This is a genomic window from Nocardioides sp. LHD-245, assembly GCF_030929495.1.
GTDB lineage: Bacteria > Actinomycetota > Actinomycetes > Propionibacteriales > Nocardioidaceae > Nocardioides.
On sequence record NZ_JAVFWN010000014.1, the window covers coordinates 94,987 to 116,991 of the forward strand.

The following is a 22,005-nucleotide window of genomic DNA, read 5'->3' on the forward strand; positions in this document are numbered from 1 at the left end:
TCAAGCCGCCGGTCGGCGCCGCTCGGTAGCCTCGCCGGGATCACGGGGCACGGGTCCCTGACGATCGACGACGACGGCACCCACCGGGTCGCCCTCACGTACGCACTGCCGGTCTGTCGGCTATCCGACGGGGGCGACCCAGACCTTCTCGCCGAGGACCCGGCCGCGGGCGTCGAGGAAGCTCAGCGTCACCTGCGGCACTCCGACCGCCTCGGGCAGCGCGGTGCCGTACCCGTGCGAGTCCGGCCGCACGGGCAGCATCCGGTCGACTCCGGGCGCCCGGACCCGCACCTGGGTGGCGCTCGGCCACGGCGAGATGCCGTACAGGATCGGCTCGCTGTCGGTGAAGTAGCCGCCGAACTGCTCAGGGGAGGTCAGCTCCTGGGGCGGGACGTCGTCCCCGGCCCAGATCGTTCCGCCGCAGCCGTACTCGAGTTCCTGCTTCGTCGGCGTGCCGGTGCCGTCCCAGACGCCGTCGCTCATCGCGTAGCAGACCTTCCCGGTCGAGGAGGTCGCCACCCAGAAGGCGAACACGCCGTGGCCGGTGTCGAACTGCGCGACCAGCGCGGGCTCGTCGAGCTTCCCGAGGCCGTTGCCGGTCGTGTTCGGCTGGTGGGCGAAGTCCTCGATCACGCTGGACACGACCTCGGTCGGACCACCGATCGCGACGGCCGTGGCGGCGCCCACGGTCGAGAACGCCAGGCCCAGCCCGATGGCGGTACGACGGCGGGCGCGGCGGCGCCGTACCCGGGCGTCGGTGGAGGTGACGAGGGGGTCCCGGTCCTCGGCGAGGATCCGGGCGAGCGCCGCCTCGGACCAGTCCGGATCGAGGGGGAGGGGAGCGGGGGCGAGGGCAGTGATCGGGTCGGTCATCGGAGGCCACCTTCGGTCAGGGGTCGGTGCGGGCGGGCGGTGCGTGGCTCCGCCGGGGACGTGAGGTCATGCAGGGCGGCGCGAGCGCGGTGGGCGCGGACCCGGAAGGTGCCCGGCCGGATTCCGAGGACATCGGCCGCGGCGTCGGGCGTCAGGCCGTCCCACGCGACCAGCAGCAGCGCCTCGCGCTGGTCGTCGGGCAGCGCCGCGAGCGCCTCGAGGGCGGCCATCCGATCGGTCGCGAGCAGGCCGGCATCCTCACCGGTGCGCGCCGCGGCGTCGAGCAGCCGCAATCGGTCGTGCAGCGCCGTGCGCCGGCGGGTGGAGCGCCGGCTGTTGCCGACGACCCTGCGGGCCGCCGCGATCAGCCAGGCGATCGGCGGGCGCGGCACGTCGTCCCAACGGCGCCAGGCCTGCACGAAGGTCTCGGCGACGACGTCCTGAACGTCGTCGGGCGGCACGTGGCGGCGTACGTAGGCCGCGACGCGTGGGCCGTCGCGGCGCCACGCCTCGCTGAACTCGGCGTCATCGGAGGTGCTCATGTCCTAGTAGTGTCCGGCTCCCTCCCGGTGTTACCGGCACCACGCGCCGGTTCCGCTCCCGGCGCGGGCAGAGCAGGCCGGGTACGTACGATGGCCGAGTGCGGCGCCCTCTCGTCATGACGATCGCGCTGCTCGCGATCCTCGCCGGCGGAGCCGGGTGGCTCCGGGCGGAGCGCGGCGCCGGAGACCCCGCCGACCGGCCGGGCGCGAGCGACCTGCTGGGCTGGCGCGAGGTCGACGGCGTCCCGTGGCCGCAGCTGCCGAGCGTGACCCCTGTCGACTCCTCCCCGGACGACCTGCCCGCCAGCGGCACCGTGCTGGTGAACTTCTGGGCGTCCACCTGCGGTCCCTGCCGCGACGAGATGCCGATGCTCCAGCGCCTGGCCGGCACGGGCCGGGTCCCGGTCGTCGGGGTCTCCCGGGACCTCGACGACGACAGTGCCCGCGCCGCTCTCGACGAGTTCGGGGTGTCGTACCCGAACTTCCGCGACCGGGACGGCCACCTTGCGGAGGCACTGGCCGACGTCGTCCCCTTCAACGGCGTGCCGTCGACCGTGCTGGTCGTCGACGGCCGGATCCGGTGGGCCCACATCGGCGACTTCGACAGCTACGACGAGCTGGTGCGCGACGTCGACGCGCGCGTGGCCGGGGGAGCGCCGGGTCGCTGAGCCGAGCGCCGGCGATGTGGCTGAGCCGGGGGAGAGCCGCGCACGCCGTACAGTCCGACCTCGTGGACCTTCACGCCGCCGGGGCCTACCGACGCACCCGGGCCCAGCGGGCGAGCCCCTGGCTCTCCTGGTCACGACCGGACCGCGCGTTCTTCGCCTCGGGGGCGTGCCACATCCTGGCGTGGACCTGTCGCGAGCTGCACCCGAGCGAGCCGATCGGCATCGCGGCGCTGCGCGCCACCGGCGCCGAGCAGGTGTTCCACGCCTTCGCGACCTGGGGCGCCTGGGCGTTCGACCACAGCGGCTGGCACCCGGCGGACGCCCTCGTCGGCGTGAACCAGGACTTCGCCGGCCACGCGATCGAGCGCGTCGAGATCACCACCGACCTGGCGACCTTCTGCCGACAGCACCGCCACCGGATGCCGCACCAGTACCACGACGACCCGCGCCCCCGGGCCCGTGACTACGTCCGCCGGTTCGAGCCGCCGTGGCCGGCGGCGACAGCAGGGGAGCACGACCGATGAGTTCGCGGCGCCCGGCCGGTCCTCTCGGGTGACCCCAGGAAGGAGCACACCGTGCGGAAGCTGACCTTCGCCATGAACGTGAGTCTGGACGGCTACGTCGCCGCACCCGGCGACGATCTCGGTTGGAGCGTACCGAGTGACGAGCTGTTCCAGTGGTGGTCCGATCGGGTCGCCGCGACGAGTCTGGCGCTGTACGGGCGCAGGCTCTGGGACACGATGAGCTCGCACTGGCCGACAGCCGACCAACAGCCCGACGCCACCGAGGCGGAGCGCGAGTACGCCCGTCGCTGGCGCGCCATGCCCAAGGCGGTGTTCTCCTCGACGACCCGTACGGTGGACTGGAACAGCCGTCTGGTCACCGGCGACGCGGTCGCCGAGATCACCCGGCTCAAGGCCGAGGACGGCGGCCCGATGGACATCGCCGGCGCCACGCTGGCCGCGACGGCCATGCGGGCCGGACTGATCGACGAGTACGTGCTCGCCACCGCGCCGGTCCTGGTCGGCGGCGGCACGCCGTTCTTCACGGTCCTGGACGACCGGGTGCACCTCGACCTGGTCGAGACCCGGGTGTTCTCCAACGGCGTGGTCCTGACCAGGTACCGGCGGCGGCACGCTCTTTGAAAGTGGCTCACCTGGTCGAGGACCTCGATCATCGCACCGTCCCCCTGACGCGTCGCCCGATCGGGCGCGTTCGATAGCGTCAGCCGGCATGGTGCGCCTTCGTCAACAGTCCAGGTTCCGGGTGTCACAACCTACGAGCCGCCCTACACAGGCAGCCCTGGCGGTCTTCATGCTGGTCGGCACTGCCGCCTGTGGCGACACCCAGGACGGCGACGGCGCCGATGGCGGCCCGGACCCGGACGCCACAGCATCGCCCTCGACGGAGTCCTCTGCAGAGCCCACGACGGATCGGTCCGGGGCCACCCAGAGTCCGGAGGAGAGCTTTCGTGCCTGGCTGGTCGCGAGCCGGAAGCCTGACGCCGCCCTGGCCTGCACCTACCTGACGTCCGGCCTGGTCGAGAAGATGATCGCCGAGCTGGCGACCAGCGGCCTGGCCAGCGTGTCGAGCTGCGAGGAGCTCACCGAGCTGAGCGCCGCACTGTTCAAGGCCGCCGGGACGGACGCCGAGGTCGTCGTGGACACCAGGGAACAGGGTCCGAGCCACGCCGAGCTGTGGGTCGAGTACGTCAGTAGCGGGAAGTGCGGCACGGTCGACATGGTCCCGTCCGGCGGACAATGGGTGATGACCGAGCAGTCTGAGGTTCGCTGCTGAGCGATGCCCGCGCGGAGAGCGCCTCCAGGAGTTCGAACACGGCAGTTCGGCCCGCAAACCCACCGCTTCCAGGGACTCTCCTCGACATCGGGGTTTAAGCACGGGCAGCGTGCGATAGGAAACTGGGCATGCGTGCTCGACTCCTCACCTCGTTGATCTCCGTCGCGGGCATCGCGCTCGCCGGATCGGTAGCCGCGGCACCTGCCGCACGCGCTGACGGGAAGGTGATCGCCGCATCCGGGATCCTGAAGAGGGTCGAACCGCCGGCCACCGACAACGCCGCCCGCCAACTGGTGCAGACCAGCGTTCGCCTCGTCTTCGACCAGAACCGCGCCACAGCGACAGTCGTGCTTGCGGGCTCGCCGACTACTGGCGCCGACCAGGCGACACTCCGACTCACCGTCGGCGAGAGCGTCCCCGGCGGCTGCGACGGACCCGCGTACGCGACGCCGACCGTCGGAGACACCGATGTTGAGTGGCAGCGCACCGGACCGACGACGTACGTCCTTGACTGGAGCGGCGTGTACCTGGACGACGACTACGACTGCGCCGCCGTCGAGTTGGTCGGCTCGGGCACTCGGTACGACTACCTGTTCGGCACTCTCGTCCCCGAGCACGCCCAGCCGGCGCTCCAGGTGGACTCGACCACCCTGCTCGGCAAGCCGAAGCTCAACCTGGTGCCCGGCGTCTGGACGAAGATCGACGTCGACGTTCGCAACACCGGTCAGGGGATCGCGAGCCAGGTGGTCGTGCAGGGGAGGGGCAAGGGTCTCAAAGTGAAGAGCGCGACAGTGCCGTACGACATCTACCCCGGCTCCACCGGCACCGCGAAGCTGACCGTCAAGCTCAAGAAGAAGCGCAAGACCAAGCTGGTGGTCACAGTCCTCAGCGGTGTGGCGCGGGCGACGGCCAACGCGAAGGTGAAGCCGGCTCAGGCGCCGTCTCGGCTGCGCGCCGGGACGTACCGCAGCAAGGACAAGAGCGTGACCTTCCGCGTCAAGGGCAACAAGGTGGTCGGCTTCCGGGTCCGGACCCAGACGACGTGCGGCGGTTACCCGAACCCGTTCACGTACACCACGAACTGGTACGACATGCCGACGTTCAAGCTCCCGAAGTCCGGCATCGTCGATGTCACCGACCGGGGCGACCTCTACTCCGCCACCCTGGGCGGACGGGCGTCCGGCAAGAAGGTCAAGGCGACCTTCCGCTACAGCGGCCCCGACCGGTGCCGCGCCACGAAGGAGTTCACCGCCAAGCGAATCGGCTGACACCCGTGATCCGGCGGCCGCCCACGTGCCGGTGAGCCGTACGAGGGGCTTCGGGAGGCGTGCTGCAACTCCCGGGTGAGTAATCGCCGATAAGTGACATTATGTCATGTTACGTCGGCGTACTGCACAGACGAAGCACTCCGCACATCCTGAACCACTGCCTCTCTGGAGGTGCCGACCAACCGCGGGGGTCCACTTCGCCGAACCATTCAGCCGCGGCGAGCTTTGTCTGCTCCGACGTGGCCCGGAGAATCTGAGGCGTTTCGGCCGGTCCGGCCTACGGCTCCTTGAACACGTCGCGGTCGCCGACGCGGCGCCACCGACACCGCAGCTCGCCGTCGACAGTGCCGCGGAGCCGCAAAGCGGCATTACCGCAAGACGGCCGCCGGTAACGGTTGTGTCATTCTCCAGTCTGGGTGATGCACCGGATGAATCACCGGTGTCTCCCCGACCCCACTCCCCGCTCGGCGCGGCCGAACCCCGGCCCGACCTGCGGAAATCAGGTTCCGATCCTCCCGTCGATCCCCTCGCGCAGCAGGTCGGCGTGTCCGCAGTGCTGGGCATACTCGGTGATCATTCGGAGCACCAACCAGCGCAGGTCGACATCTTCGTACCAATCCAGTGGACGGGCGGTGTCGTCGAGCTCGTGGGCGCCAAGGATCTCGCGGGAGACGGCGCACTCGTGGCGCCAGGTCTCCAGGTCGGCGACGAAGTCGGCATCCGTCGGCAGGTCGAAGTCGAGGTTGGGATTCTCGTCCGTGAAGAAGAGGTAGGGCACATCGCGTCGCTCGAAGTTCTGCTGGAACCACCAGCGTTCACACCCGGCGAGGTGGCGGACCAGGCCTTGGAGCGACAACGTCGATGGCGGCATGGACCTGGCCCGCGCCTGTTCCGGAGTCAGGCCGCGACACTTCATCTCCACCGTCGCCCGGTAGTAGTCCAGATATGCCGCGAGCGCCTCACGCTCACCGGCCACGCGGGGGATGCGCGGACGGTTATCGTCGGCCCACTTGGGCGAGAAGGCGTCGTCCGCCAGGCCGGACTCCGACCCGACAGCGGGCTCCCCGGAGTTGTCGCTCATACACCGCACCCTGCCATGCCGGCGGCGAAATCCTCGGTCACTCCCCTTCGCCCAGCGACTCGGCGACCATCTTGATGGCGGCGAGGCGGCGGTCCCAGGCCGCTCCGATGTCCTCCAGGACACGCGCGGTGGCGCTGAGCTCGGCACCGAGCGCCCTGAAGCGCAGCTCCCGGCCGGCTCGGTGGGACTCGACCAGGCCGACGGCCTCCAACGCGACGAGATGCTTGGCGATGGCCTGCCGGCTGAGCGGCAGGATCTCGGCCAGCGCCGAGGCGGAGAGGTCGGCCCGGCCGAGCCGCTCCAGGATCTGCCACCGCGTCTCGTCACCGAGTGCCGCGCACACGGCCATCACCTGGGCAGGAGCGCTCATGCCGCGAGGTCGACCGTGGGCGCGAATGCGACCAGCTCGGCCAGCTCGGCCCGCCACCCCTCGGAGTTGCTCGCCCACGACGACGTCCGGAAGTCGGCGTCACCCGCCAGCAGGTCGAAACCGGTCTCGGTCACGGTGAGCCGGGTCCCCCCGGCGATCTCCTCGAGCTCGAACACCACCGTCGTCCGGTTGCCCGCGGACAGGTCGTCGCCCGCCTCGTTGGCCCAGTGGAAGCCGATCCGAGACGGCTCGTCGATCTCGATCACCTCCACCGGGAACGACACGCCGTGCTCGGTCCAACCGAACCGACCCCGGCCGCCGGGCCGCACGTCGAGCTCGCACTGGTCACCGAACCAGCGGGCGATCAGCTCGCTCCGGGTGACTGCCGCCCAGACCTGGGCGACAGAGGCCTCGATCTCGACGCTGCGGGTGATGCTGACCGCCTCGATCGTGTCCACGCTCTCACTCCTCATGACTGCTCTCCTCAAGGAATCGTCCATCGGTTAACTGCAATCAGATGGTTGCACACACGGAACGCATACGCAACCATTAAGTTGCAGTTTGGGGCTGGGACGACGAGAGGCGACCGTCGTCGAGGTCACCGTTCGGTGACCCGGCCCCCCTCGACGTGCAGCTCACGGCTGGTCGACACCGCGGTGCGCATCCGGCGGTCGTGGGTGACCAGGAGGAGCGTGCCCGGGAAGCCGGCGAGCGCTGCCTCGAGCTGCTCGATCGCAGGCAGGTCGAGATGGTTGGTGGGCTCGTCGAGGACCAGTAGGTTCACTCCCCTGGCCTGCAGGAGTGCCAACGCTCCGCGGGTCCGCTCGCCCGGCGACAGGGTGGCCGCCGACCTCATGACGTGGTCGGACTTCAGCCCGAACTTGGCCAGCAGGGTGCGCACCGGCTCCGGCGCGAGGTCGGGTACGTGCCGCTGGAAGGCGTCGACCAGCGGTTCGTCGCCCTCGAACAGGCGCCGCGCCTGGTCGACCTCGCCCGCGACCACGCCCGGCCCGAGGTACGCCTCTCCCCCGGCAAGCTCGATCCGGCCCAGGAGCGCCGCCAGCAGGGTCGACTTGCCGGCGCCGTTGGCGCCGGTGATCGCCACCCTCTCTGCCCAGCCGATCTCCAGCGTCACCGGCCCGAGCGTGAAGTCGCCGCGCCGTACGACGGCCTCCCGGAGCGCGGCGGTCACGGCCCCCGAGCGTGGCGCGGCGGCGATCTCCATCCGCAGCTCCCATTCCTTGCGGGGCTCCGCGACCTCCTCCAGGCGTTCGAGGGCCCGCTCGGACTGGCGCACCTTGGCGGCCTGCTTCTCGCTGGACTCGACGCGGTACTTGCGCACCGACTTGTCGGGCTCGTTGTTGATATTGCGCCGGGCGTTGCGCACGCCCTGGGCCGCCCAGCCGCGCTGCATGCTCGCCCGCGCCTGCAGGCCGGCCACCGTGTCGGCGTACTCGGCGTAGGCCTCGCGCGCATGGCGGCGGGCGATCTCGCGCTCCTGGAGCCACGCCTCGTAGCCGCCGCCGTAGACGTTGATGGCGTGCTGGTGGAGGTCGAGCTCGACGATCCGGTTGACGGTGCGAGCGAGGAACTCACGGTCGTGGCTCACGATGACCGCCGCGACGCCGAGGTCGGCGACGAAGCGCTCCAGCCGGTCGAGACCATCGAGGTCCAGGTCGTTGGTCGGCTCGTCGAGCAGGAACACGTCGTAGCGCGACAGCAGCAGGCTGGCCAGTCCGGCGCGGGCCGCCTGTCCGCCCGACAGCGAGGTGATCGACTGGTCGAGGTCGACGGCTAGGCCCACGTCGGCGGCGATGGCCTCGGCGCGCTCGTCCAGATCGGGCGCGCCCAGCGCGAGCCAGCGTTCCAGTGCGTCGGCGTACTCGTCGTCGGAGCCCTGCGCCCCCGCCTCGAGCCGGGCCGTCGCGGCGTCGAAGCGGGCCTGCGCCGCCGCGACACCGGTACGGCGGGCGAGGAACTCCCGCACGGTCTCACCCGGGCGGCGCTCGGTCTCCTGGGGCAGGTACCCGATCGTGGCCGACGTCGGCGTGACCGTGACCGTGCCGGCCTCGGGCCGCAGCTCACCCGCCAGCGTCCGCAACAGCGTCGACTTGCCGGCCCCGTTGGGACCGACCAGACCGATGACGTCGCGTGGTGCGATCACCAGGTCCAGCCCGGAGAACAGTGCCGTCGCCCCGTGCCCGGCCGTCAGCCCTGCGGCCTTGATCGTCGCGCTCACGCCGCTGAGGCTAGTCGGACCCGTCGTCACTCCCGGACCAGGTCACCCGGGCCCGTCGACGCCGGCTACTGGCCGACCCGTCCGTCGACGCACTCCCGCAGCAGGTCGGCGTGGCCGCAGTGGCGCGCGTACTCCTCGATCCGGTGCACCATCAGGTCGCGGACGGCGATCGGCTGGGTCCCGACCTCCTCCCCCAGGTCGTCGCGCGCGGCGAGCGCGTCGTCGGTCGCCGCCTGCTCCCGAGCCAGGTCCGCATAGGCCGCGGCGACCAGCTCATCACTGCCGGCCGCGCCGTCGAAGTCGCCGTCGGGCTCGCCGTACAGGCCGGGCTCGGGGTCGCCCGTGGTGACCCAGTTGCGCCAGTCGCGCTCGACCTCCGCGAGGTGCCGGAGCAGGCCGAGCAGCGACATCGAGGACGGTGGGACCGAGCGCCGGGCGAGCTGCTCGGCGTCGAGGCCCTCGCACTTGAGGAGCAGGGTCAGGCGATAGTTGCGCAGGTACTCCAGGAGTGTGGCCCGCTCCCCCACCGCGCTCGGTCCGTCGATCTCACGCGGATCGTCGTCGGCGTCGAGCCACATGTCGGGGTGGACGGTCGCCCGCGTCCAGCGCTCCGGGGTGCTCATGGCCGGATCCATCCGCGCCGCAGCCCCTCCTCGACGAGCAGGCCGGTCGCGTCGCCCAGCGACGTCGAGGCGGCGACCACCCCCGCCTCGCGGGCGCGCACGGTGGCCTCCGAGGCGCCGGTCATCCCCCACGTCCCGCCGCCGGCGAGCCAGTTCAGGAGCATCGGCTCCAACCGGTCCATCGCCTTGCCGAACCGTGCCTCGGGCGTGGCGCCGGCCTCGAACTCGTCCCACAGCGCGCGCAGCTCCTCCGCCTGGTCCAGCGGCAGCAATCCGAACAGCCGGTCGGCGGCCGCTGCCTCACGCTCCTGCTGGTCGTCGGCAGCCCCGGGCACGAACACCGGACTGTCCCCCGCGTAGATCTCGACCAGGTCGTGGATCACCACGAGCTTGATCGCGTGCCCGACATCGATCGGCTCGTCGGCGTACTCGGCGAGCAGCACGACCATCAGCGCCAGGTGCCACGAGTGCTCGGCGTCGTTCTCACGCCGGTCGGCGGCCGCGAGCGGTGACGCCCGCAGCACGGTCTTGAGCTTGTCGGCCTCCGCGACGAACCGCAGTTGCGCGGCGAGCCGCTCGGGGATGCCGGCGGGCAGTGGCTGACGGTCGATGATCAGGGCGTCGTCGTCCATGGCTCCACCCTGCCATCGCCGGGGAGCCGACCGGACCTACCGGGGTACGTCGACGTAGTGCTCGACCACGGGGAACGGCTCGTAGAACCGGTGCAGCAGCTCTCGCCACCGCTGATAGTCGGGCGAGCCTCGGAAGCCGACGGTGTGGTCCTCCAGCGTGTCCCACTCGACCAGCAGCAGATAGTGGCTCGGCGTCTCGACGGAGCGTCGCAGCGCGAGACCGCGGAAGCCCGGCATCGCCGCGATGATCGGACGCGCCTGCGCGAACGCCGCCTCGAACTCCTCCTCCCGCCCGGGTACGACGGGCAGGACGGCGTGCTCGAGGATCATGGCCCCACTTTGTCAGATCCCGGTGAGTCCTCAGGTCGGCTGCGTACGATGCGCCCCATGCGCTCTCGCCTGCTCGCCGGTGTCCCGGCCCTGCTGCTGCTCGCCACCCTGTCCGCCTGCGGCGACGACTCGACCGCGGAGGACCCCGACAAGGGCGCGTCGACGACGCCGTCCGCGGACACGACGACGACGGACAGCACTGCGGACGCCGCCGGCGGTCAGTGCGACTGGGAGGAGGACGGCGAGGCCGCGCGGCCGGTCGACCTGCCGCCCACGGATCCGCAGTACTCCGGCGACGTCCCCGCCGTGCTGAAGACGTCCATCGGCGAGCTGACGATCACCCTCGACGCCGCGAAGGCACCCTGCACGGTCGAGTCCTTCGCGTCGCTGGCCAAGCAGGGCTACTACGACGACACGTCGTGCCACCGCCAGGGCAACGACCCGGGCTTCGAGTTCCTGCAGTGCGGCGACCCGTACTTCGACCCGAAGGCCGCCGAAGCGGACGCGAAGACGGGGACCGGCGGCCCCGGCTACACCATCCCCGACGAGGTCGACGGCACCGAGACCTATCCGGCCGGCACGCTCGCGATGGCCAACACCGGCCAGCCGCACAGCGGCGGCGGCCAGTTCTTCATCGTCTTCGGCGACTCCCAGTTCCCGCCCGACTACACGGTGTGGGGTCACCTCGACGAGGCGTCGGTCAAGAAGCTCAAGGAGGCGACCGCCAGCGGCAACGACGGCTACTGGGCCCAGAGCGGCGGCGGCCGCCCCAACACCCCGGTGACCTTCGAGAGCATCACGATCGGGTAGGCGTCCCGAGGTCGAGGGCGCCGGTCAGCTCGACCGACCGGTCCCACAGCGCCCGCGCCAGCACCTCGTCGTCGGCCTTCCGCGACATCCGGGCCGGCGCGGGCCAGCCCCACAGCTCGGAGCGCCCGTGCGGGCCGATGTAGGTGCCGCTCGGCACGGCCATCGTGGCGGCGTAGACGGTGCAGAGCGCGCCGCGCCAGGCCGGCATGCCGACGAGCCTCTGTCCATAGTGCCCGACCGCCGTCACCACCGGATTGCCCGAGCCGCTGGTGATCGCGGTGGCCGACGCGCCCGGGTGAGCCGCGACCGCGCGCAGCGGCATCCGCTCGGCGCGGAACCTCCGGTCGAGCTCGCGCATGAACAGCAGGTCGGCGAGCTTCGAGTCGCCGTACGCCTGGAACGGGCGGTACGGACGACGACGCCAGCCGAGGTCGTCGAGGTCAATCCGGCCCGAGCGGTGCTCCCGCGAGCTCACCACGACCACCCGGTCGGTGAGGATCGGCAGCAGCGCCTGGGTGAGCAGGAAGTGACCGAGGTAGTTGGTCGCGAAGTGCATCTCGACGCCCTCGGGGGTCACCGCATGCGGGACACCGAGCACGCCGGCGTTGTTGACCAGGACGTCGACCGGACGCCCGTCGGCGACCAGGCCGGCGGCGAAGGCGCGTACCGACGTCAGGTCGCTCACGTCGACCTGACGCACCTCGACCCGGCCCTTGTCGACGCCCGGGACGGTGCGCGCCGCGGCCGCGCCCTTCGCGACGCTGCGGCAGGCCAGCACGACCTCCGCCCCGCGGGAGCCGAGGATGCGGGCGGTCTCCAGGCCGAGGCCGCCGTTGGAGCCGGTGATGACGAACCGCCGACCCTGCTGGGGCGGCACCTGGGTCCACGCGCGCATGGCCCGAACCCTCCCACATCCACCACCGGCCGGCGTGCGTTCTAGGCTGACTGGATGAGCCTCACCCGCGCGGAAGCAGAGCACCGGGCGAGCGTGCTCGCCGTGACGTCGTACGACGTCGAGCTGGACCTGTCGCAGAGCGAGGAGACCTTCCGCGCACTCACCACGATCCGGTTCCGCAGCGAGCGCGCGACGACCTTCGTCGACCTGAAGGCGCGCGCGGTCCACGCGATCCGGCTCGAGGGGCAGGCACTCGACCTGGACCTGCCGTCCGACGGTCGGGTGGCGCTCGACCTGGGCGCCGGCGACCATGAGCTCGTCGTCGAGGCGACGATGGGCTTCCGCAACGACGGCGAGGGACTGCACCGCTCGGTCGACCCGGCCGACGGGCGCGCCTACGTCTACGGCATGTCCTTCATGGACGCCGCACCCTCGGTCTTCGCGTGCTTCGACCAGCCCGACCTCAAGGCGCCGTACACGATGCGGGTCACCGCGCCGTCCGACTGGCTGGTCCGCGGCAACGCCCCCGCGCGCGAGATCGGCGGCGAGGGTGACGTCACCCGCTGGGAGCTCGGGCCGACGCCGCCGCTGGCGACGTACTTCGTGACCGTCGTAGCCGGTCCCTACCACCTGGTCGACGACGAGCACGACGGCATCCCGCTCGGCCTCAGCGCCCGGCAGAGCCTGGCCGCGACGCTCGACCGCGAGGCCGGTGAGCTGCTGACGCTCACCCGGCAGTCGTTCGACGAGCTGCACCGGCTGTTCGGCGTCCGCTACCCGTTCGGCGACTACCACCAGGCGTTCGTGCCGGAGTTCAATGCCGGCGCCATGGAGAACCCCGGGTGCGTCACGATCCGCGACCCGCTGCTGTTCGAGTCCAGCGCCACCCGTGCCGACCGGAGCTTCCGCGCGAACCTCATCGCCCACGAGATGGCCCACCAGTGGTTCGGCAACATCGTGACGCCGGCCTGGTGGGACGACCTGTGGCTCAACGAGTCCTTCGCCGAGTACATGGGGCTGCGCGTCATCACCGACGCCACCGAGTACGCCGACGCGCCGGTCCACGACTCCTACGCCCGCCGCACCTGGGGCATCACGGCCGACCAGCGGCCCACGACACACCCGGTCGCGGGCAACGCCGCACCCGACGCGCTGTCGGCCCTGCAGGACTTCGACGGCATCTCCTACGCCCGTGGGTCCAACGTCCTGCGACAGCTGGCCCACCGGCTCGGCGACGACGCCTTCCTCGGCGGGGTCCGCGAGCACTTCGACCTGCACCGGTTCGGCAATGCGACGATGCACGACCTGTTCGCGAGCTGGGAGAGGGCCGCCGGCGGTGCCTCGCTCGACGGCTTCGTGAAGGACTGGCTGCTGACGCCGGGAGCCGACCGGCTCGACCTCGACCGCGCGGCCGGCGTGGTCCGGCGCACCTCCCCCGCGGCCCATCCCGCCGACCGGCGCCACGAGATCGAGATCGCCGTCCACGGGGCCGACGGCTGGAGCCGTCGAGCGTTCGTCGTCGACGGGCCGACCACGCCCATCGACGTCGGCGGCGCCCCCACGCTGCTCGACGCCGCCGAGACCACCTGGGCCGTGAGCCCGCCCGACCACCTCACCATGGCCGCGCTGCCCGCACTCGCGCCGGCGATGACCGATCCCCGGCTGCGCGCGACGATGTGGAACAGCATCCGCCTCGGCCTGTTCGAAGGCGCCCTCGCCCCCGCCCAGGTCGCCGAGCTCCTCGCGACCGCGCCGCCGGTGGAGGACACCGCCGACGGCGTGCGCAACCTGCTGCCGTGGGTCCTCGACACGGTGCTGCCGATCTCCCCGGCCGGCACCACCGAGCGCTTCCACGCGGCTGTCCGCGACGCGGCCGAGCGGGCGGACGTGGGCTCCGAGGTGCAGCTCTCGGCCTTCCGCGCGACCGTCCTGTCGAGCGCGAACGCCGACGACCTCACACGCTGGGCCGCCGGCGAGGACCTGCCCGACGGCATCGTCGGCGACAGCGACCTGCGCTGGAAGGCCCGGCGCCGACTGGCCGAGCTCGGTGCCACCGACCGCGCGGCGCTCGACGCCGCCCTCGATGCGGAGCGCACCGGCGCGACGACGGTCCACCACGCCCGCGCGGTGGCCTCGCTCCCGACCGCAGCGGCCAAGGAGTTCGCCTGGGTGCGCGCCACCGGACAGGTCTCCGTGCCCAACTACGAGGTCAAGGCGGCGGGCGTCGGGATGTGGCAGGCCGCGCAGCTCGACGTCACCGCTGCCTTCGCCGCGGCCTACTTCGACCAGCTCGACGCGATCGTCGAGGCGCACCAGGGCTGGGTGCAGGGCGACGTCGTCGAGGCGTACTTCCCGATCACCCATCTCGACGACGCGACCGAGGCCGCGGCCGTCGCCGCCCTCGAGCGGGAACTCCCGGGCGCCGTACGACGCCGGCTGGCCGACCGCCTCGACGAGCTGCGCCGGCGCCGGGCCGTGCTGTGACCGGGGTGAGGGCGCGCCGGCCGGGGCCGACGACCCGGCTCCGTGTCGAGGAGCACCTCGGCGACGACGTGCGCCGGCACGAGGACCGGGTGCTGACCGAGGAGCCGCTGGAGATCCGGCTGGCCTGGCCGGGCGCCCCGGCCCGACGGGTCTGGACGACCCTGCGCACGCCGGGCCACGACTTCGAGCTCGCCGCCGGCTGGGTGCACCACGAGGGCCTCGGCCGGGCCGCCGGGGTCGCCTACTGCACCGACGTGGAGCTGCGCCCGGAGCAGGAGTTCAACGTCGTGACCGTGACCCTGGACGCCGTACCGGTCCGGGTGCCGAGCCAGCTCGACGCGCTCAGCGCCGGCTCGGCCGCCTGCGGGGTGTGCGGATCCGACGAGGTCGACGAGGTGCTGGCCCGGCGGGCGACGGCGCCGTGGTCCGGACCGCTCCCCTCCCCCGGCCTGGTACGCCGCCTGCCCGGCCTGATGCGGCCGCGGCAGGAGCTGTTCGACCGCACGGGCGGCGCCCACGCCGCCGGACTGTTTGCGGTCGACGGCACCCTGCTCGCCGTCCGCGAGGACGTCGGTCGGCACAACGCCGTCGACAAGGTCGTCGGCGCTCGGCTCCTCGCCGGCGAGCCGACGGCCGCGGCGGTGCTGGTCGTCAGCGGCCGCGCCGGCTTCGAGCTGGTGCAGAAGGCCGTCGCCAGCGGCGTCGGCGCCCTGGTCGCGGTCGGGGCGCCCACCGGCCTCTCGGTCCGGCTGGCCGAGTCCGGCGGGCTGGCGCTCTACGGCTGGACGAAGGACGAGCGGACCGTCCGGTACGCCTGAACCGGCGTGCCCCGCGGCGTTCTGTCGGGCCCTCCTGTTTGACTGCTCCCATGGCCCTCCTCCTCGCCCTCCTCGTCGGTCTCCTGCTCGGCGCGGGGGTCGGCTGGCTGGTGCGCCAGGCGACCCTCCCGGCCACCGCCGAGGTCGCGCCCGAGGAGGCGCCCGAGGTCGTCGAGGCCCGCCACGAGGCGGCCCTCGCGGGCCTGCGCGCCGAGCACGAGGCCGCGCTCTCCGAGCTGCGCCACGAGGTGCAGCGGGTCCAACTGCAGGGCGAGTCCCGCACCGGCGCGGCCCGCGCCGAGGAGGCGGCCGCCCGCGCGGCCGTGCAGGCCGAGCTGACGGGCGCCCTCGCGACGGTCGAGGAGCTGCGTGACGCCGTCGACGACGCCCGGGCCCGCTACCGGACCCTGGTCGAGCAGCAGCGCCAGGCCCAGCTGGACCGGGAGCGCAACGAGACCGGCCAGACCCAGGTGCTCAAGACGCTCACCCCGGTCGTCGAGCACCTGCGCGCCATGCAGCGCAAGGTCGACGACCTCGAGAAGGCACGTGTCCAGCAGCACACCGAGCTCGCCACCCAGATCAAGCACACCCAGCGCTCGGTCGAGGACTCCCGCAAGGCCGCCGACACCCTCGCCTCGGTGCTCAAGAACAACGCGGTCCGCGGCGCCTGGGGCGAGACCCAGCTGCGCACCCTCGTCGAGACCGCGGGCCTGCTCAACCGGGTCGACTTCGAGCTCCAGCACTCCGTCGAGGCCGACTCGGGCCACCGCCGGCCCGACATGGTGATCAACCTGCCCGGCGGCAAGCAGATGGCGATCGACGCCAAGGTGCCCTATAACGCCTTCATGGACGCCCAGCGCGAGGGCATCGAGCCCGAGACCCGCCAGCGATTCCTCGACGACCACGCCCGCAAGGTCCGCGGCCACGTCGACACGCTCGCGCGCAAGGGGTACTGGACCGGCCTCAACGTCAGCCCCGAGTTCACCGTCGCGTTCATCCCCAACGAGCAGCTCCTCAACGCCGCTCTCGAGGTCGACCCGTCGCTGATGGAGCACGCCTTCGGCAGCGGCATCGTGCTGGCCACGCCCACCAACCTGTGGAGCATGCTCAAGACGGTCGCCTTCACCTGGAAGCAGGAGGCGCTGACCGAGGACGCCCAGGTGCTCTTCGAGCTCGGCCAGGTGCTCTACCGCCGGATCCTGAAGCTCTCCGAGCACGTCGACAAGCTGGGGCGCTCCCTGCAGCGCAGCGTGAAGGACTACAACGCCTTCACCGGCTCCCTGGAGCGCTCCGTCCTGCCCGCCGCACGCAAGCTCAACGCCGCCGACCCGGTCGCCGGCATCCCGGCACCCAAGGAGATCGAGGAGTCGCCCAAGGCGCTCGCCTCGGGCGAGTTCGCCGCGCTCGCCGACCTCGACCGCGACGAGCTCACGTTCGACTTCGACGTGGCTGTCGACGCCGAGGTCGTCGACGACACCCAAGCAGTCTGAGAGCTCAGACGGCCCCGCGCGGCTCCACGCCGCCCGAGAGGTCGACCGTACGCCGGGTGTTGGCCAGCGAGGTGACCGTGGCGGTGCCGAGGCTGCCGCTGCTGTCGAACACCTCCGCGGTGCCCACGGCGATCCCGTCCGCCGCGAGGTGATCGGCCGCCCGCAGGCCGAGCCGGTTGCTGTCGGGGAGCCGGCACAGGGCGAGGTCGATGTCGGTGTTGATGTGCTCGACGCCGCGTGCACCCCAGTTGGTGACCATGCTGGTGGCGTCGGCGATGGAGGCCACGGCCTGGAACGGCGTGCACTCCTCGCCGGCGACGATCGGGATCGCGGTCTGCCAGGTCTGGTGCCGCCCGGTGTTCTGGTGGTCGGCGAAGTTGTCGGACCAGCCGGCTGCACTGGCGAAGATCGGGACGTGGTGCTCACCGGGAGGCGGAAGGACCTCGGCCGGCGGTGGGACCGGACGCTCCCCCGGCGCCGACCAGACCTCGCCGGGGGCGTCGGCCGACGGCGCCAAGAAGGTGGCGCCGGCCCGGGCGACGACCTCGCCGTCCTGCTCGACGACGGCGGCCAGGAGGACGAGACGCGGGCCCTCGCGCACGACGCGAGCGGAGGCGGTCGTGGTGATCATCCGCGCCGGCCGGAACAGGTCGACGTGGTAGCGCGCCGGCACCAGCTCGGTCCGCCCCGCCTCGGTCACGGCCTGCTCGAGGGCCCGGGCCAGCAGCCCGCTCACCGCGACGCCGTGCATCTGGTCGGCGCGCCACAGGCTCTGCGCGAGCGGCAGCGGGTCGAAGCCGGCCGGGGACTGCTGGAACCAGGCGAACTGGAACGCGTTCTCGCTCACGGCAGCATCATGCCCCGCCGCTCAGACCTGCTCGGCAGCGCCCCCGGGGATCGGCGCCCGCGGGTCGTAGGGTGCGCGGGTCCAGACGAAGGTCGCGCACTCCAGGTGGCCCACGGTGCCGTCGGGACGGCGGCGCAGGTGGAGGGTCTCACCACGGTGATAGCCCTCGATCCCGACGTAGCCGTCGCCCAGCGGGCCGAACCGGTCCTCGAGGGCGCCGCTGCGCAGGTCACGGACCCACAGCTCGCCGTGGACCCACTCGACGCCGAGGGCGGTGTTGCCCCAGAACCAGACGCCGAGGATCTCGGCGACCCGCGGCGGCACCGGACGCGGGGACGGCCGCCACAGCGTGACCGCGGGCCGGACGTCGGCAGCGGCGAAGCCCAGGAACCGCCCCGGCAGCTCCTCGGTACCCAGCCCGGTGGTGGCGTCCGCCAGGGCGACCACGGCGTCGCGCGTCACCGGGTCGACGAAGAGCGACGCCTGGAAGCCCGGCATCGAGCCGGTATGGCCGACGAGGGTGCGGCCTCCGACGGTGAGCCGCCGGAGCCCCAGTCCGTAGTCCTCGGTGTCCGTGGTGGACTCGACCATCGCGGCGAGGGTGGCGGCGGGCAGCACGTCGGGGTGCCCGGTCACCAGGAAGTCCGCCCAGCGGAGCAGGTCGCCGGTCGTGCTCCACAGCTGTCCGGCGGGTGCCATCGCCCCGGTGTCGGTGTGCGGCTCGGCGCTCAGTGTGTGGGCGAAGTGGTCGACGCTGCGCCCCGGTGCGTGGTCGGCCGGCGGATGGTACGACGTGGCCGACATGGCGAGCGGGCCGAGGAGCCGCGCCCGCACGACCTCCCACCACGGGGCGCCGCGCAGCCGCGCGACGAGCTCGCCCAGCAGGGCGAACCCGAGGTTGGAGTAGTGGAAGTACTCCCCTGCCGCCGCGACCCGGCCGGTGCCGTCGTTCGCGGCCATCAGCTCCGCGAAGGAGCCGCCGTCGACCCGCTCCCACCACGCGCCCGACGGCTCGCTCTGCAGCCCGCCCGTGTGGGCCAGCAGCGCACGCACCGTCGTCGCGGCGTAGCCGGTCTCCGGCACGAACCGCCCGACCGGGTCGTCGAGGTCGAGCCGTCCCTCGTCACGCAGCTGCAGGACGAGCACCGCGGTCAGGGTCTTGGTGATCGACCCGATCCGGTACGCCGAGGCGCTGGTCACCTCGCGGTCCGGCAGCACGCTCACGCAGCCCTGCCAGGCCGGCACACCGCCGCGAGCCACCGCCGCCGCGACCGACGGCAGCCGACCCGCGGCCTGCAACGACGCCAACGCGTCGTCGTACGACGTCACGGCCGGTCGGTCCACGGCGTCAGTCGGCGTAGGCGTCGATCGGCGGGCAGGCGCAGACCAGGTTGCGGTCGCCGTAGGCCTGGTCGATCCGGGCGACCGGCGGCCAGTACTTGTCGGGCGAGATGCCCGCGGGGAAGACGGCGACCTCGCGGGAGTAGGCCCGGTCCCAGTCGCCGACCATCGCGCGAGCGGTGTGCGGCGCGTGGCGCAGCGGCGACGCGTCGACGTCCCACTCCCCGGCGGCGACCCCGTCGATCTCGCCCTTGATGGCGATCATCGCGTCGCAGAACCGGTCCACCTCGGCCAGGTCCTCGGACTCGGTCGGCTCCACCATGAGCGTGCCGGCCACGGGGAAGGACATGGTCGGCGCGTGGAAGCCGTAGTCGATGAGCCGCTTCGCAACGTCGTCGACGGAGACGCCGGTCTGTGCGGTGATGCCGCGCAGGTCGAGGATGCACTCGTGGGCGACCAGCCCGGACTCGCCGCGGTAGAGCACCGGGAAGTGCTCGCCGAGCCGAGCGGCGACGTAGTTGGCCGACAGCACCGCGACGGCCGTGGCGCGGGTCAGGCCCTCGCCGCCCATCATCCGGATGTAGGCCCAGGAGATGGGCAGGATGCCGGCCGAGCCGAACGGCGCCGCGCTGATCGCGCCGGTGCCCGCCCGCCGGGTCGCGTCGGGGTGCAGCGGGTGCGTCGGCAGGTACGGCGCCAGGTGGGCGCGCACCGCGACCGGGCCGACCCCGGGGCCGCCGCCGCCGTGCGGGATGCAGAACGTCTTGTGCAGGTTGAGGTGCGAGACGTCGCCGCCGAACCTGCCGGGCGCGGCGTAGCCGAGCAGGGCGTTGAAGTTCGCGCCGTCGATGTAGACCTGGCCGCCGTGCTCGTGGACGAGGTCGCACAGCTCGGTGATCGTCTCCTCGTAGACGCCGTGCGTCGACGGGTAGGTCACCATGATCGCGGCGAGCGTCTCGGCGTGCTGCTCGCACTTGGCCCGCAGGTCGTCGAGGTCGACGGTGCCGTCGTCGTTGGCCTTGACCACGACGACCTTCATGCCGGCCATCACGGCCGAGGCCGGGTTGGTGCCGTGCGCCGAGGACGGGATCAGGCAGACGTCGCGCTGACCCTGGCCGTTGGCGCGGTGGTAGTTGCGGATGGCCAGCATGCCGGCGTACTCACCCTGGGCGCCGGCATTGGGCTGGATGGACACGCGGTCGTAGCCGGTGACGTCGGCGAGCCAGCCCTCGAGCTGGTCGATCAGCCGCCGATAGCCGTCGGCGTCGGCCGCGGGGGCGAAGGGGTGGAGGTCGGCGAAGCCGGTGAGCGAGATGGGCTCCATCTCGGTGGTCGCGTTGAGCTTCATCGTGCACGAGCCGAGCGGGATCATCCCGCGGTCGAGCGCGTAGTCGCGGTTCGAGAGCCGCGCGAGGTAGCGCAGCATCGAGGTCTCGCTGTGGTGGGTGGTGAAGACCGGGTGGGTCAGGAAGTCGGTGGTCCGCTCCAGGTCGCCCGGCAGCGCGCTCGCGGCGGACCAGCCGCCGTTGCCCACCGGCTCGGCGCCGAACGCCTCGAGCACCGCGTCGACCGCGTTGCCGCCGCTCTCCCCCACGCTGATCGCGACCCGGTCGGCATCGACCAGGCGCAGGTGGACGTCGCGCTCGCGGGCCGCGGCGACGACCTCGGCCGCCCGCCCGGGGACCTCGGTGAGGACCGTGTCGAAGAAGGCGTCGTGAACGATCGTCACGCCCGCCGCGCGCAGCCGGTCGGCGAGCAGGGAGGCGGTCGCGTTGACCTGCGTCGCGATCCCCTTGAGCCCTTCGGGGCCGTGGTAGACGGCGTACATGCCCGCGGTCACGGCGAGCAGCACCTGGGCGGTGCAGATGTTGGACGTCGCCTTGTCGCGACGGATGTGCTGCTCGCGGGTCTGCAGCGCGAGGCGATACGCCGGGCGGCCCTCCGCGTCGACCGAGACGCCGACGAGTCGGCCGGGGAGCTGGCGCTCCAGGCCCTCGCGCACCGCCATGAAGCCGGCGTGAGGTCCGCCGTAGAAGAGCGGGACGCCGAACCGCTGGGCCGAGCCGACGACGACGTCGGCGCCGAGCGTGCCGGGTGCCTCCAGCAGCGTGAGGGCGAGCAGGTCGGCGGCGACGACGGCCAGTCCGCCGTGCTCATGCACGGCGTCGATGACCGGCTTGATGTCGGCGACGCGGCCGGACGCGCCGGGGTACTGGACGAGCACACCGGCGACCGGGCCCTCCGGGAGGCCGTCCGCGAGGTCGGCCACGAGGATCTCGATGCCGAGACCCTCGCACCGGGTGCGGACGACGTCGATGGTCTGCGGCAGGGCGTCGGCATCGACGACGAACGGGCCGGCCGCCTTGCGGTTGGCCCGGTGCGCGAGCGCGACCGCCTCGGCCGCCGCGGTGCCCTCGTCGAGCAGCGAGGAGCCGGCGGTGTGGAGACCGGCCAGGTCGGCGACCATGGTCTGGAAGTTGATCAGGGCCTCGAGGCGGCCCTGCGAGATCTCCGGCTGGTACGGCGTGTAGGCGGTGTACCAGCTCGGGTCCTCGAGAACGTTGCGCCGGATCACCGCGGGCGTGACGGTCGCGTGATAGCCGAGACCGATCATCGACTCGCCGGGGACGTTGGCCCCCGCCAGGGCGCGGAGCTCGGCGGCGGCCGTCTCCTCGTCGACGCCGGCGGGCAGGCCCAGCGGCTCGGCGGACCGGATCGACTTGGGGACGGCAGCTTCCATCAGCGCGTCGAGGGACGGGTAGCCGAGGCGGCCGAGCATGACCTCGACCTGAGCGTCGTCAGGGCCGATGTGACGCCGGACGAAAGGGGCAGGGCCGACGGGTGCGTTCATGGCAGGCAGGCTTCCTCAGGGTTCGAAGACAATCGAGCCCTCCCCC

The 22,005-nt window shown here is 72.4% G+C and carries 22 protein-coding genes; 9 read left to right on the top strand and 13 right to left on the bottom strand.

The genetic code is table 11. The annotated features are described in order from the left end of the window. Positions 1 to 120 precede the first annotated feature (120 nt). Both RB608_RS20400 and RB608_RS20405 read right to left on the bottom strand, forming a co-directional pair. On the bottom strand, positions 121 to 873 hold the full coding sequence (locus tag RB608_RS20400) for a hypothetical protein (protein ID WP_308089891.1): 753 nt from the start codon (positions 871 to 873) through the stop codon (positions 121 to 123). Beyond that, positions 870 to 1,415: a sigma-70 family RNA polymerase sigma factor gene (locus RB608_RS20405; protein WP_282399578.1), complete on the bottom strand. Its 546-nt coding sequence runs from the start codon at positions 1,413 to 1,415 to the stop codon at positions 870 to 872. The genes RB608_RS20400 and RB608_RS20405 overlap by 4 nt, the downstream gene beginning before the upstream one ends. A gap of 98 nt (positions 1,416 to 1,513) precedes the next feature. Here RB608_RS20405 and RB608_RS20410 point away from each other — a divergent pair, with 98 nt between their 5' ends. The 5 genes from RB608_RS20410 (at position 1,514) to RB608_RS20430 (ending at position 5,148) form a co-directional block, all read left to right on the top strand. Beyond that, entirely contained in the window at positions 1,514 to 2,083 is a 570-nt protein-coding gene (locus RB608_RS20410) for a TlpA disulfide reductase family protein (RefSeq protein WP_308089892.1), read from the top strand. A gap of 62 nt (positions 2,084 to 2,145) precedes the next feature. Continuing rightward, positions 2,146 to 2,607 (top strand): hypothetical protein, encoded by a 462-nt coding sequence (locus RB608_RS20415; protein ID WP_282399580.1) that lies wholly within the window; start codon positions 2,146 to 2,148, stop codon positions 2,605 to 2,607. 51 nt (positions 2,608 to 2,658) lie between these two features. Next, a complete protein-coding gene (locus tag RB608_RS20420) occupies positions 2,659 to 3,228 on the top strand; it encodes a dihydrofolate reductase family protein (RefSeq protein WP_308089893.1) in 570 nt (189 codons plus the stop codon). A gap of 169 nt (positions 3,229 to 3,397) precedes the next feature. Beyond that, the gene (locus tag RB608_RS20425; RefSeq protein WP_308089894.1) at positions 3,398 to 3,880 is read left to right on the top strand and encodes a hypothetical protein; all 483 of its coding nucleotides are present in this window, start codon (positions 3,398 to 3,400) and stop codon (positions 3,878 to 3,880) included. Positions 3,881 to 4,008: 128 nt separating this feature from the next. Further along, positions 4,009 to 5,148: a hypothetical protein gene (locus RB608_RS20430; RefSeq protein WP_308089895.1), complete on the top strand. Its 1,140-nt coding sequence runs from the start codon at positions 4,009 to 4,011 to the stop codon at positions 5,146 to 5,148. A 499-nt stretch (positions 5,149 to 5,647) separates the two neighbouring features. Here the strand turns inward: RB608_RS20430 and RB608_RS20435 are convergent, their stop codons facing one another. The 7 genes from RB608_RS20435 to RB608_RS20465 form a co-directional block, all read right to left on the bottom strand. Beyond that, positions 5,648 to 6,229 (bottom strand): DinB family protein, encoded by a 582-nt coding sequence (locus RB608_RS20435; RefSeq protein ID WP_308089896.1) that lies wholly within the window; start codon positions 6,227 to 6,229, stop codon positions 5,648 to 5,650. A gap of 37 nt (positions 6,230 to 6,266) precedes the next feature. Further along, positions 6,267 to 6,599 (bottom strand): metalloregulator ArsR/SmtB family transcription factor, encoded by a 333-nt coding sequence (locus RB608_RS20440; RefSeq protein ID WP_308089897.1) that lies wholly within the window; start codon positions 6,597 to 6,599, stop codon positions 6,267 to 6,269. Next, the gene (locus RB608_RS20445; protein ID WP_308089898.1) at positions 6,596 to 7,072 is read right to left on the bottom strand and encodes an SRPBCC domain-containing protein; all 477 of its coding nucleotides are present in this window, start codon (positions 7,070 to 7,072) and stop codon (positions 6,596 to 6,598) included. Before RB608_RS20445 ends, RB608_RS20440 begins: the two co-directional genes overlap by 4 nt. 125 nt (positions 7,073 to 7,197) lie before the next feature. Further along, positions 7,198 to 8,838 carry an ABC-F family ATP-binding cassette domain-containing protein gene (locus RB608_RS20450; RefSeq protein ID WP_308089899.1) on the bottom strand — a complete coding sequence of 547 codons (1,641 nt, stop codon included), beginning with the start codon at positions 8,836 to 8,838 and terminating at the stop codon, positions 7,198 to 7,200. A gap of 65 nt (positions 8,839 to 8,903) precedes the next feature. Next, complete coding sequence (locus RB608_RS20455; RefSeq protein ID WP_308089900.1) at positions 8,904 to 9,461, bottom strand: DinB family protein; 558 nt, start codon at positions 9,459 to 9,461, stop codon at positions 8,904 to 8,906. Further along, entirely contained in the window at positions 9,458 to 10,093 is a 636-nt protein-coding gene (locus RB608_RS20460) for an HD domain-containing protein (protein WP_308089901.1), read from the bottom strand. Before RB608_RS20460 ends, RB608_RS20455 begins: the two co-directional genes overlap by 4 nt. 36 nt (positions 10,094 to 10,129) lie before the next feature. Beyond that, positions 10,130 to 10,423: an antibiotic biosynthesis monooxygenase gene (locus RB608_RS20465; RefSeq protein ID WP_308089902.1), complete on the bottom strand. Its 294-nt coding sequence runs from the start codon at positions 10,421 to 10,423 to the stop codon at positions 10,130 to 10,132. A 57-nt stretch (positions 10,424 to 10,480) separates the two neighbouring features. Between RB608_RS20465 and RB608_RS20470 the strand changes: the two genes are divergently transcribed. After that, positions 10,481 to 11,233, top strand: a complete 753-nt coding sequence (locus RB608_RS20470; protein WP_308089903.1) for a peptidylprolyl isomerase — start codon at positions 10,481 to 10,483, stop codon at positions 11,231 to 11,233. On the opposite strand, the gene RB608_RS20475 is transcribed toward RB608_RS20470, so the two are convergent. Beyond that, a complete protein-coding gene (locus RB608_RS20475) occupies positions 11,220 to 12,128 on the bottom strand; it encodes an oxidoreductase (protein ID WP_308089904.1) in 909 nt (302 codons plus the stop codon). The genes RB608_RS20470 and RB608_RS20475 overlap by 14 nt on opposite strands. A 54-nt stretch (positions 12,129 to 12,182) precedes the next feature. Between RB608_RS20475 and pepN the strand changes: the two genes are divergently transcribed. The 3 genes from pepN to rmuC are packed head-to-tail and all read left to right on the top strand — an operon-like array spanning position 12,183 to position 16,920. Then, positions 12,183 to 14,612 (top strand): aminopeptidase N, encoded by a 2,430-nt coding sequence (gene pepN, locus RB608_RS20480; RefSeq protein ID WP_308089905.1) that lies wholly within the window; start codon positions 12,183 to 12,185, stop codon positions 14,610 to 14,612. 5 nt (positions 14,613 to 14,617) lie between these two features. Then, complete coding sequence (locus RB608_RS20485) at positions 14,618 to 15,430, top strand: formate dehydrogenase accessory sulfurtransferase FdhD (RefSeq protein ID WP_308089906.1); 813 nt, start codon at positions 14,618 to 14,620, stop codon at positions 15,428 to 15,430. 50 nt (positions 15,431 to 15,480) lie between these two features. Further along, positions 15,481 to 16,920, top strand: a complete 1,440-nt coding sequence (gene rmuC / locus RB608_RS20490; protein WP_308089907.1) for a DNA recombination protein RmuC — start codon at positions 15,481 to 15,483, stop codon at positions 16,918 to 16,920. Between the two features lie 4 nt (positions 16,921 to 16,924). Here rmuC and RB608_RS20495 read toward each other — a convergent pair whose 3' ends face one another. Genes RB608_RS20495 through gcvP form a run of 3 tightly spaced genes read right to left on the bottom strand, consistent with a single transcriptional unit; the run spans position 16,925 to position 21,959 of the window. After that, positions 16,925 to 17,767, bottom strand: a complete 843-nt coding sequence (locus RB608_RS20495) for an acyl-CoA thioesterase domain-containing protein (protein ID WP_308089908.1) — start codon at positions 17,765 to 17,767, stop codon at positions 16,925 to 16,927. A gap of 21 nt (positions 17,768 to 17,788) precedes the next feature. After that, positions 17,789 to 19,111 (bottom strand): serine hydrolase domain-containing protein, encoded by a 1,323-nt coding sequence (locus RB608_RS20500; protein WP_308089909.1) that lies wholly within the window; start codon positions 19,109 to 19,111, stop codon positions 17,789 to 17,791. A gap of 4 nt (positions 19,112 to 19,115) precedes the next feature. Further along, a complete protein-coding gene (gene gcvP, locus RB608_RS20505; protein ID WP_308089910.1) occupies positions 19,116 to 21,959 on the bottom strand; it encodes an aminomethyl-transferring glycine dehydrogenase in 2,844 nt (947 codons plus the stop codon). Between the last annotated feature and the right edge of the window lie 46 nt (positions 21,960 to 22,005).

Coding starts and splice junctions, on each gene's coding strand:
- RB608_RS20400 (WP_308089891.1), bottom strand. CDS start 873: ATGACCGACCCGATCACTGCCCTCGCCCCCGCTCCCCTCCCCCTCGAT.
- RB608_RS20405 (WP_282399578.1), bottom strand. CDS start 1,415: ATGAGCACCTCCGATGACGCCGAGTTCAGCGAGGCGTGGCGCCGCGAC.
- RB608_RS20425 (WP_308089894.1), top strand. CDS start 3,398: ATGCTGGTCGGCACTGCCGCCTGTGGCGACACCCAGGACGGCGACGGC.
- RB608_RS20430 (WP_308089895.1), top strand. CDS start 4,009: ATGCGTGCTCGACTCCTCACCTCGTTGATCTCCGTCGCGGGCATCGCG.
- RB608_RS20435 (WP_308089896.1), bottom strand. CDS start 6,229: ATGAGCGACAACTCCGGGGAGCCCGCTGTCGGGTCGGAGTCCGGCCTG.
- RB608_RS20440 (WP_308089897.1), bottom strand. CDS start 6,599: ATGAGCGCTCCTGCCCAGGTGATGGCCGTGTGCGCGGCACTCGGTGAC.
- RB608_RS20445 (WP_308089898.1), bottom strand. CDS start 7,072: ATGAGGAGTGAGAGCGTGGACACGATCGAGGCGGTCAGCATCACCCGC.
- RB608_RS20455 (WP_308089900.1), bottom strand. CDS start 9,461: ATGAGCACCCCGGAGCGCTGGACGCGGGCGACCGTCCACCCCGACATG.
- RB608_RS20460 (WP_308089901.1), bottom strand. CDS start 10,093: ATGGACGACGACGCCCTGATCATCGACCGTCAGCCACTGCCCGCCGGC.
- RB608_RS20465 (WP_308089902.1), bottom strand. CDS start 10,423: ATGATCCTCGAGCACGCCGTCCTGCCCGTCGTACCCGGGCGGGAGGAG.
- RB608_RS20470 (WP_308089903.1), top strand. CDS start 10,481: ATGCGCTCTCGCCTGCTCGCCGGTGTCCCGGCCCTGCTGCTGCTCGCC.
- RB608_RS20475 (WP_308089904.1), bottom strand. CDS start 12,128: ATGCGCGCGTGGACCCAGGTGCCGCCCCAGCAGGGTCGGCGGTTCGTC.
- pepN (WP_308089905.1), top strand. CDS start 12,183: ATGAGCCTCACCCGCGCGGAAGCAGAGCACCGGGCGAGCGTGCTCGCC.
- rmuC (WP_308089907.1), top strand. CDS start 15,481: ATGGCCCTCCTCCTCGCCCTCCTCGTCGGTCTCCTGCTCGGCGCGGGG.
- gcvP (WP_308089910.1), bottom strand. CDS start 21,959: ATGAACGCACCCGTCGGCCCTGCCCCTTTCGTCCGGCGTCACATCGGC.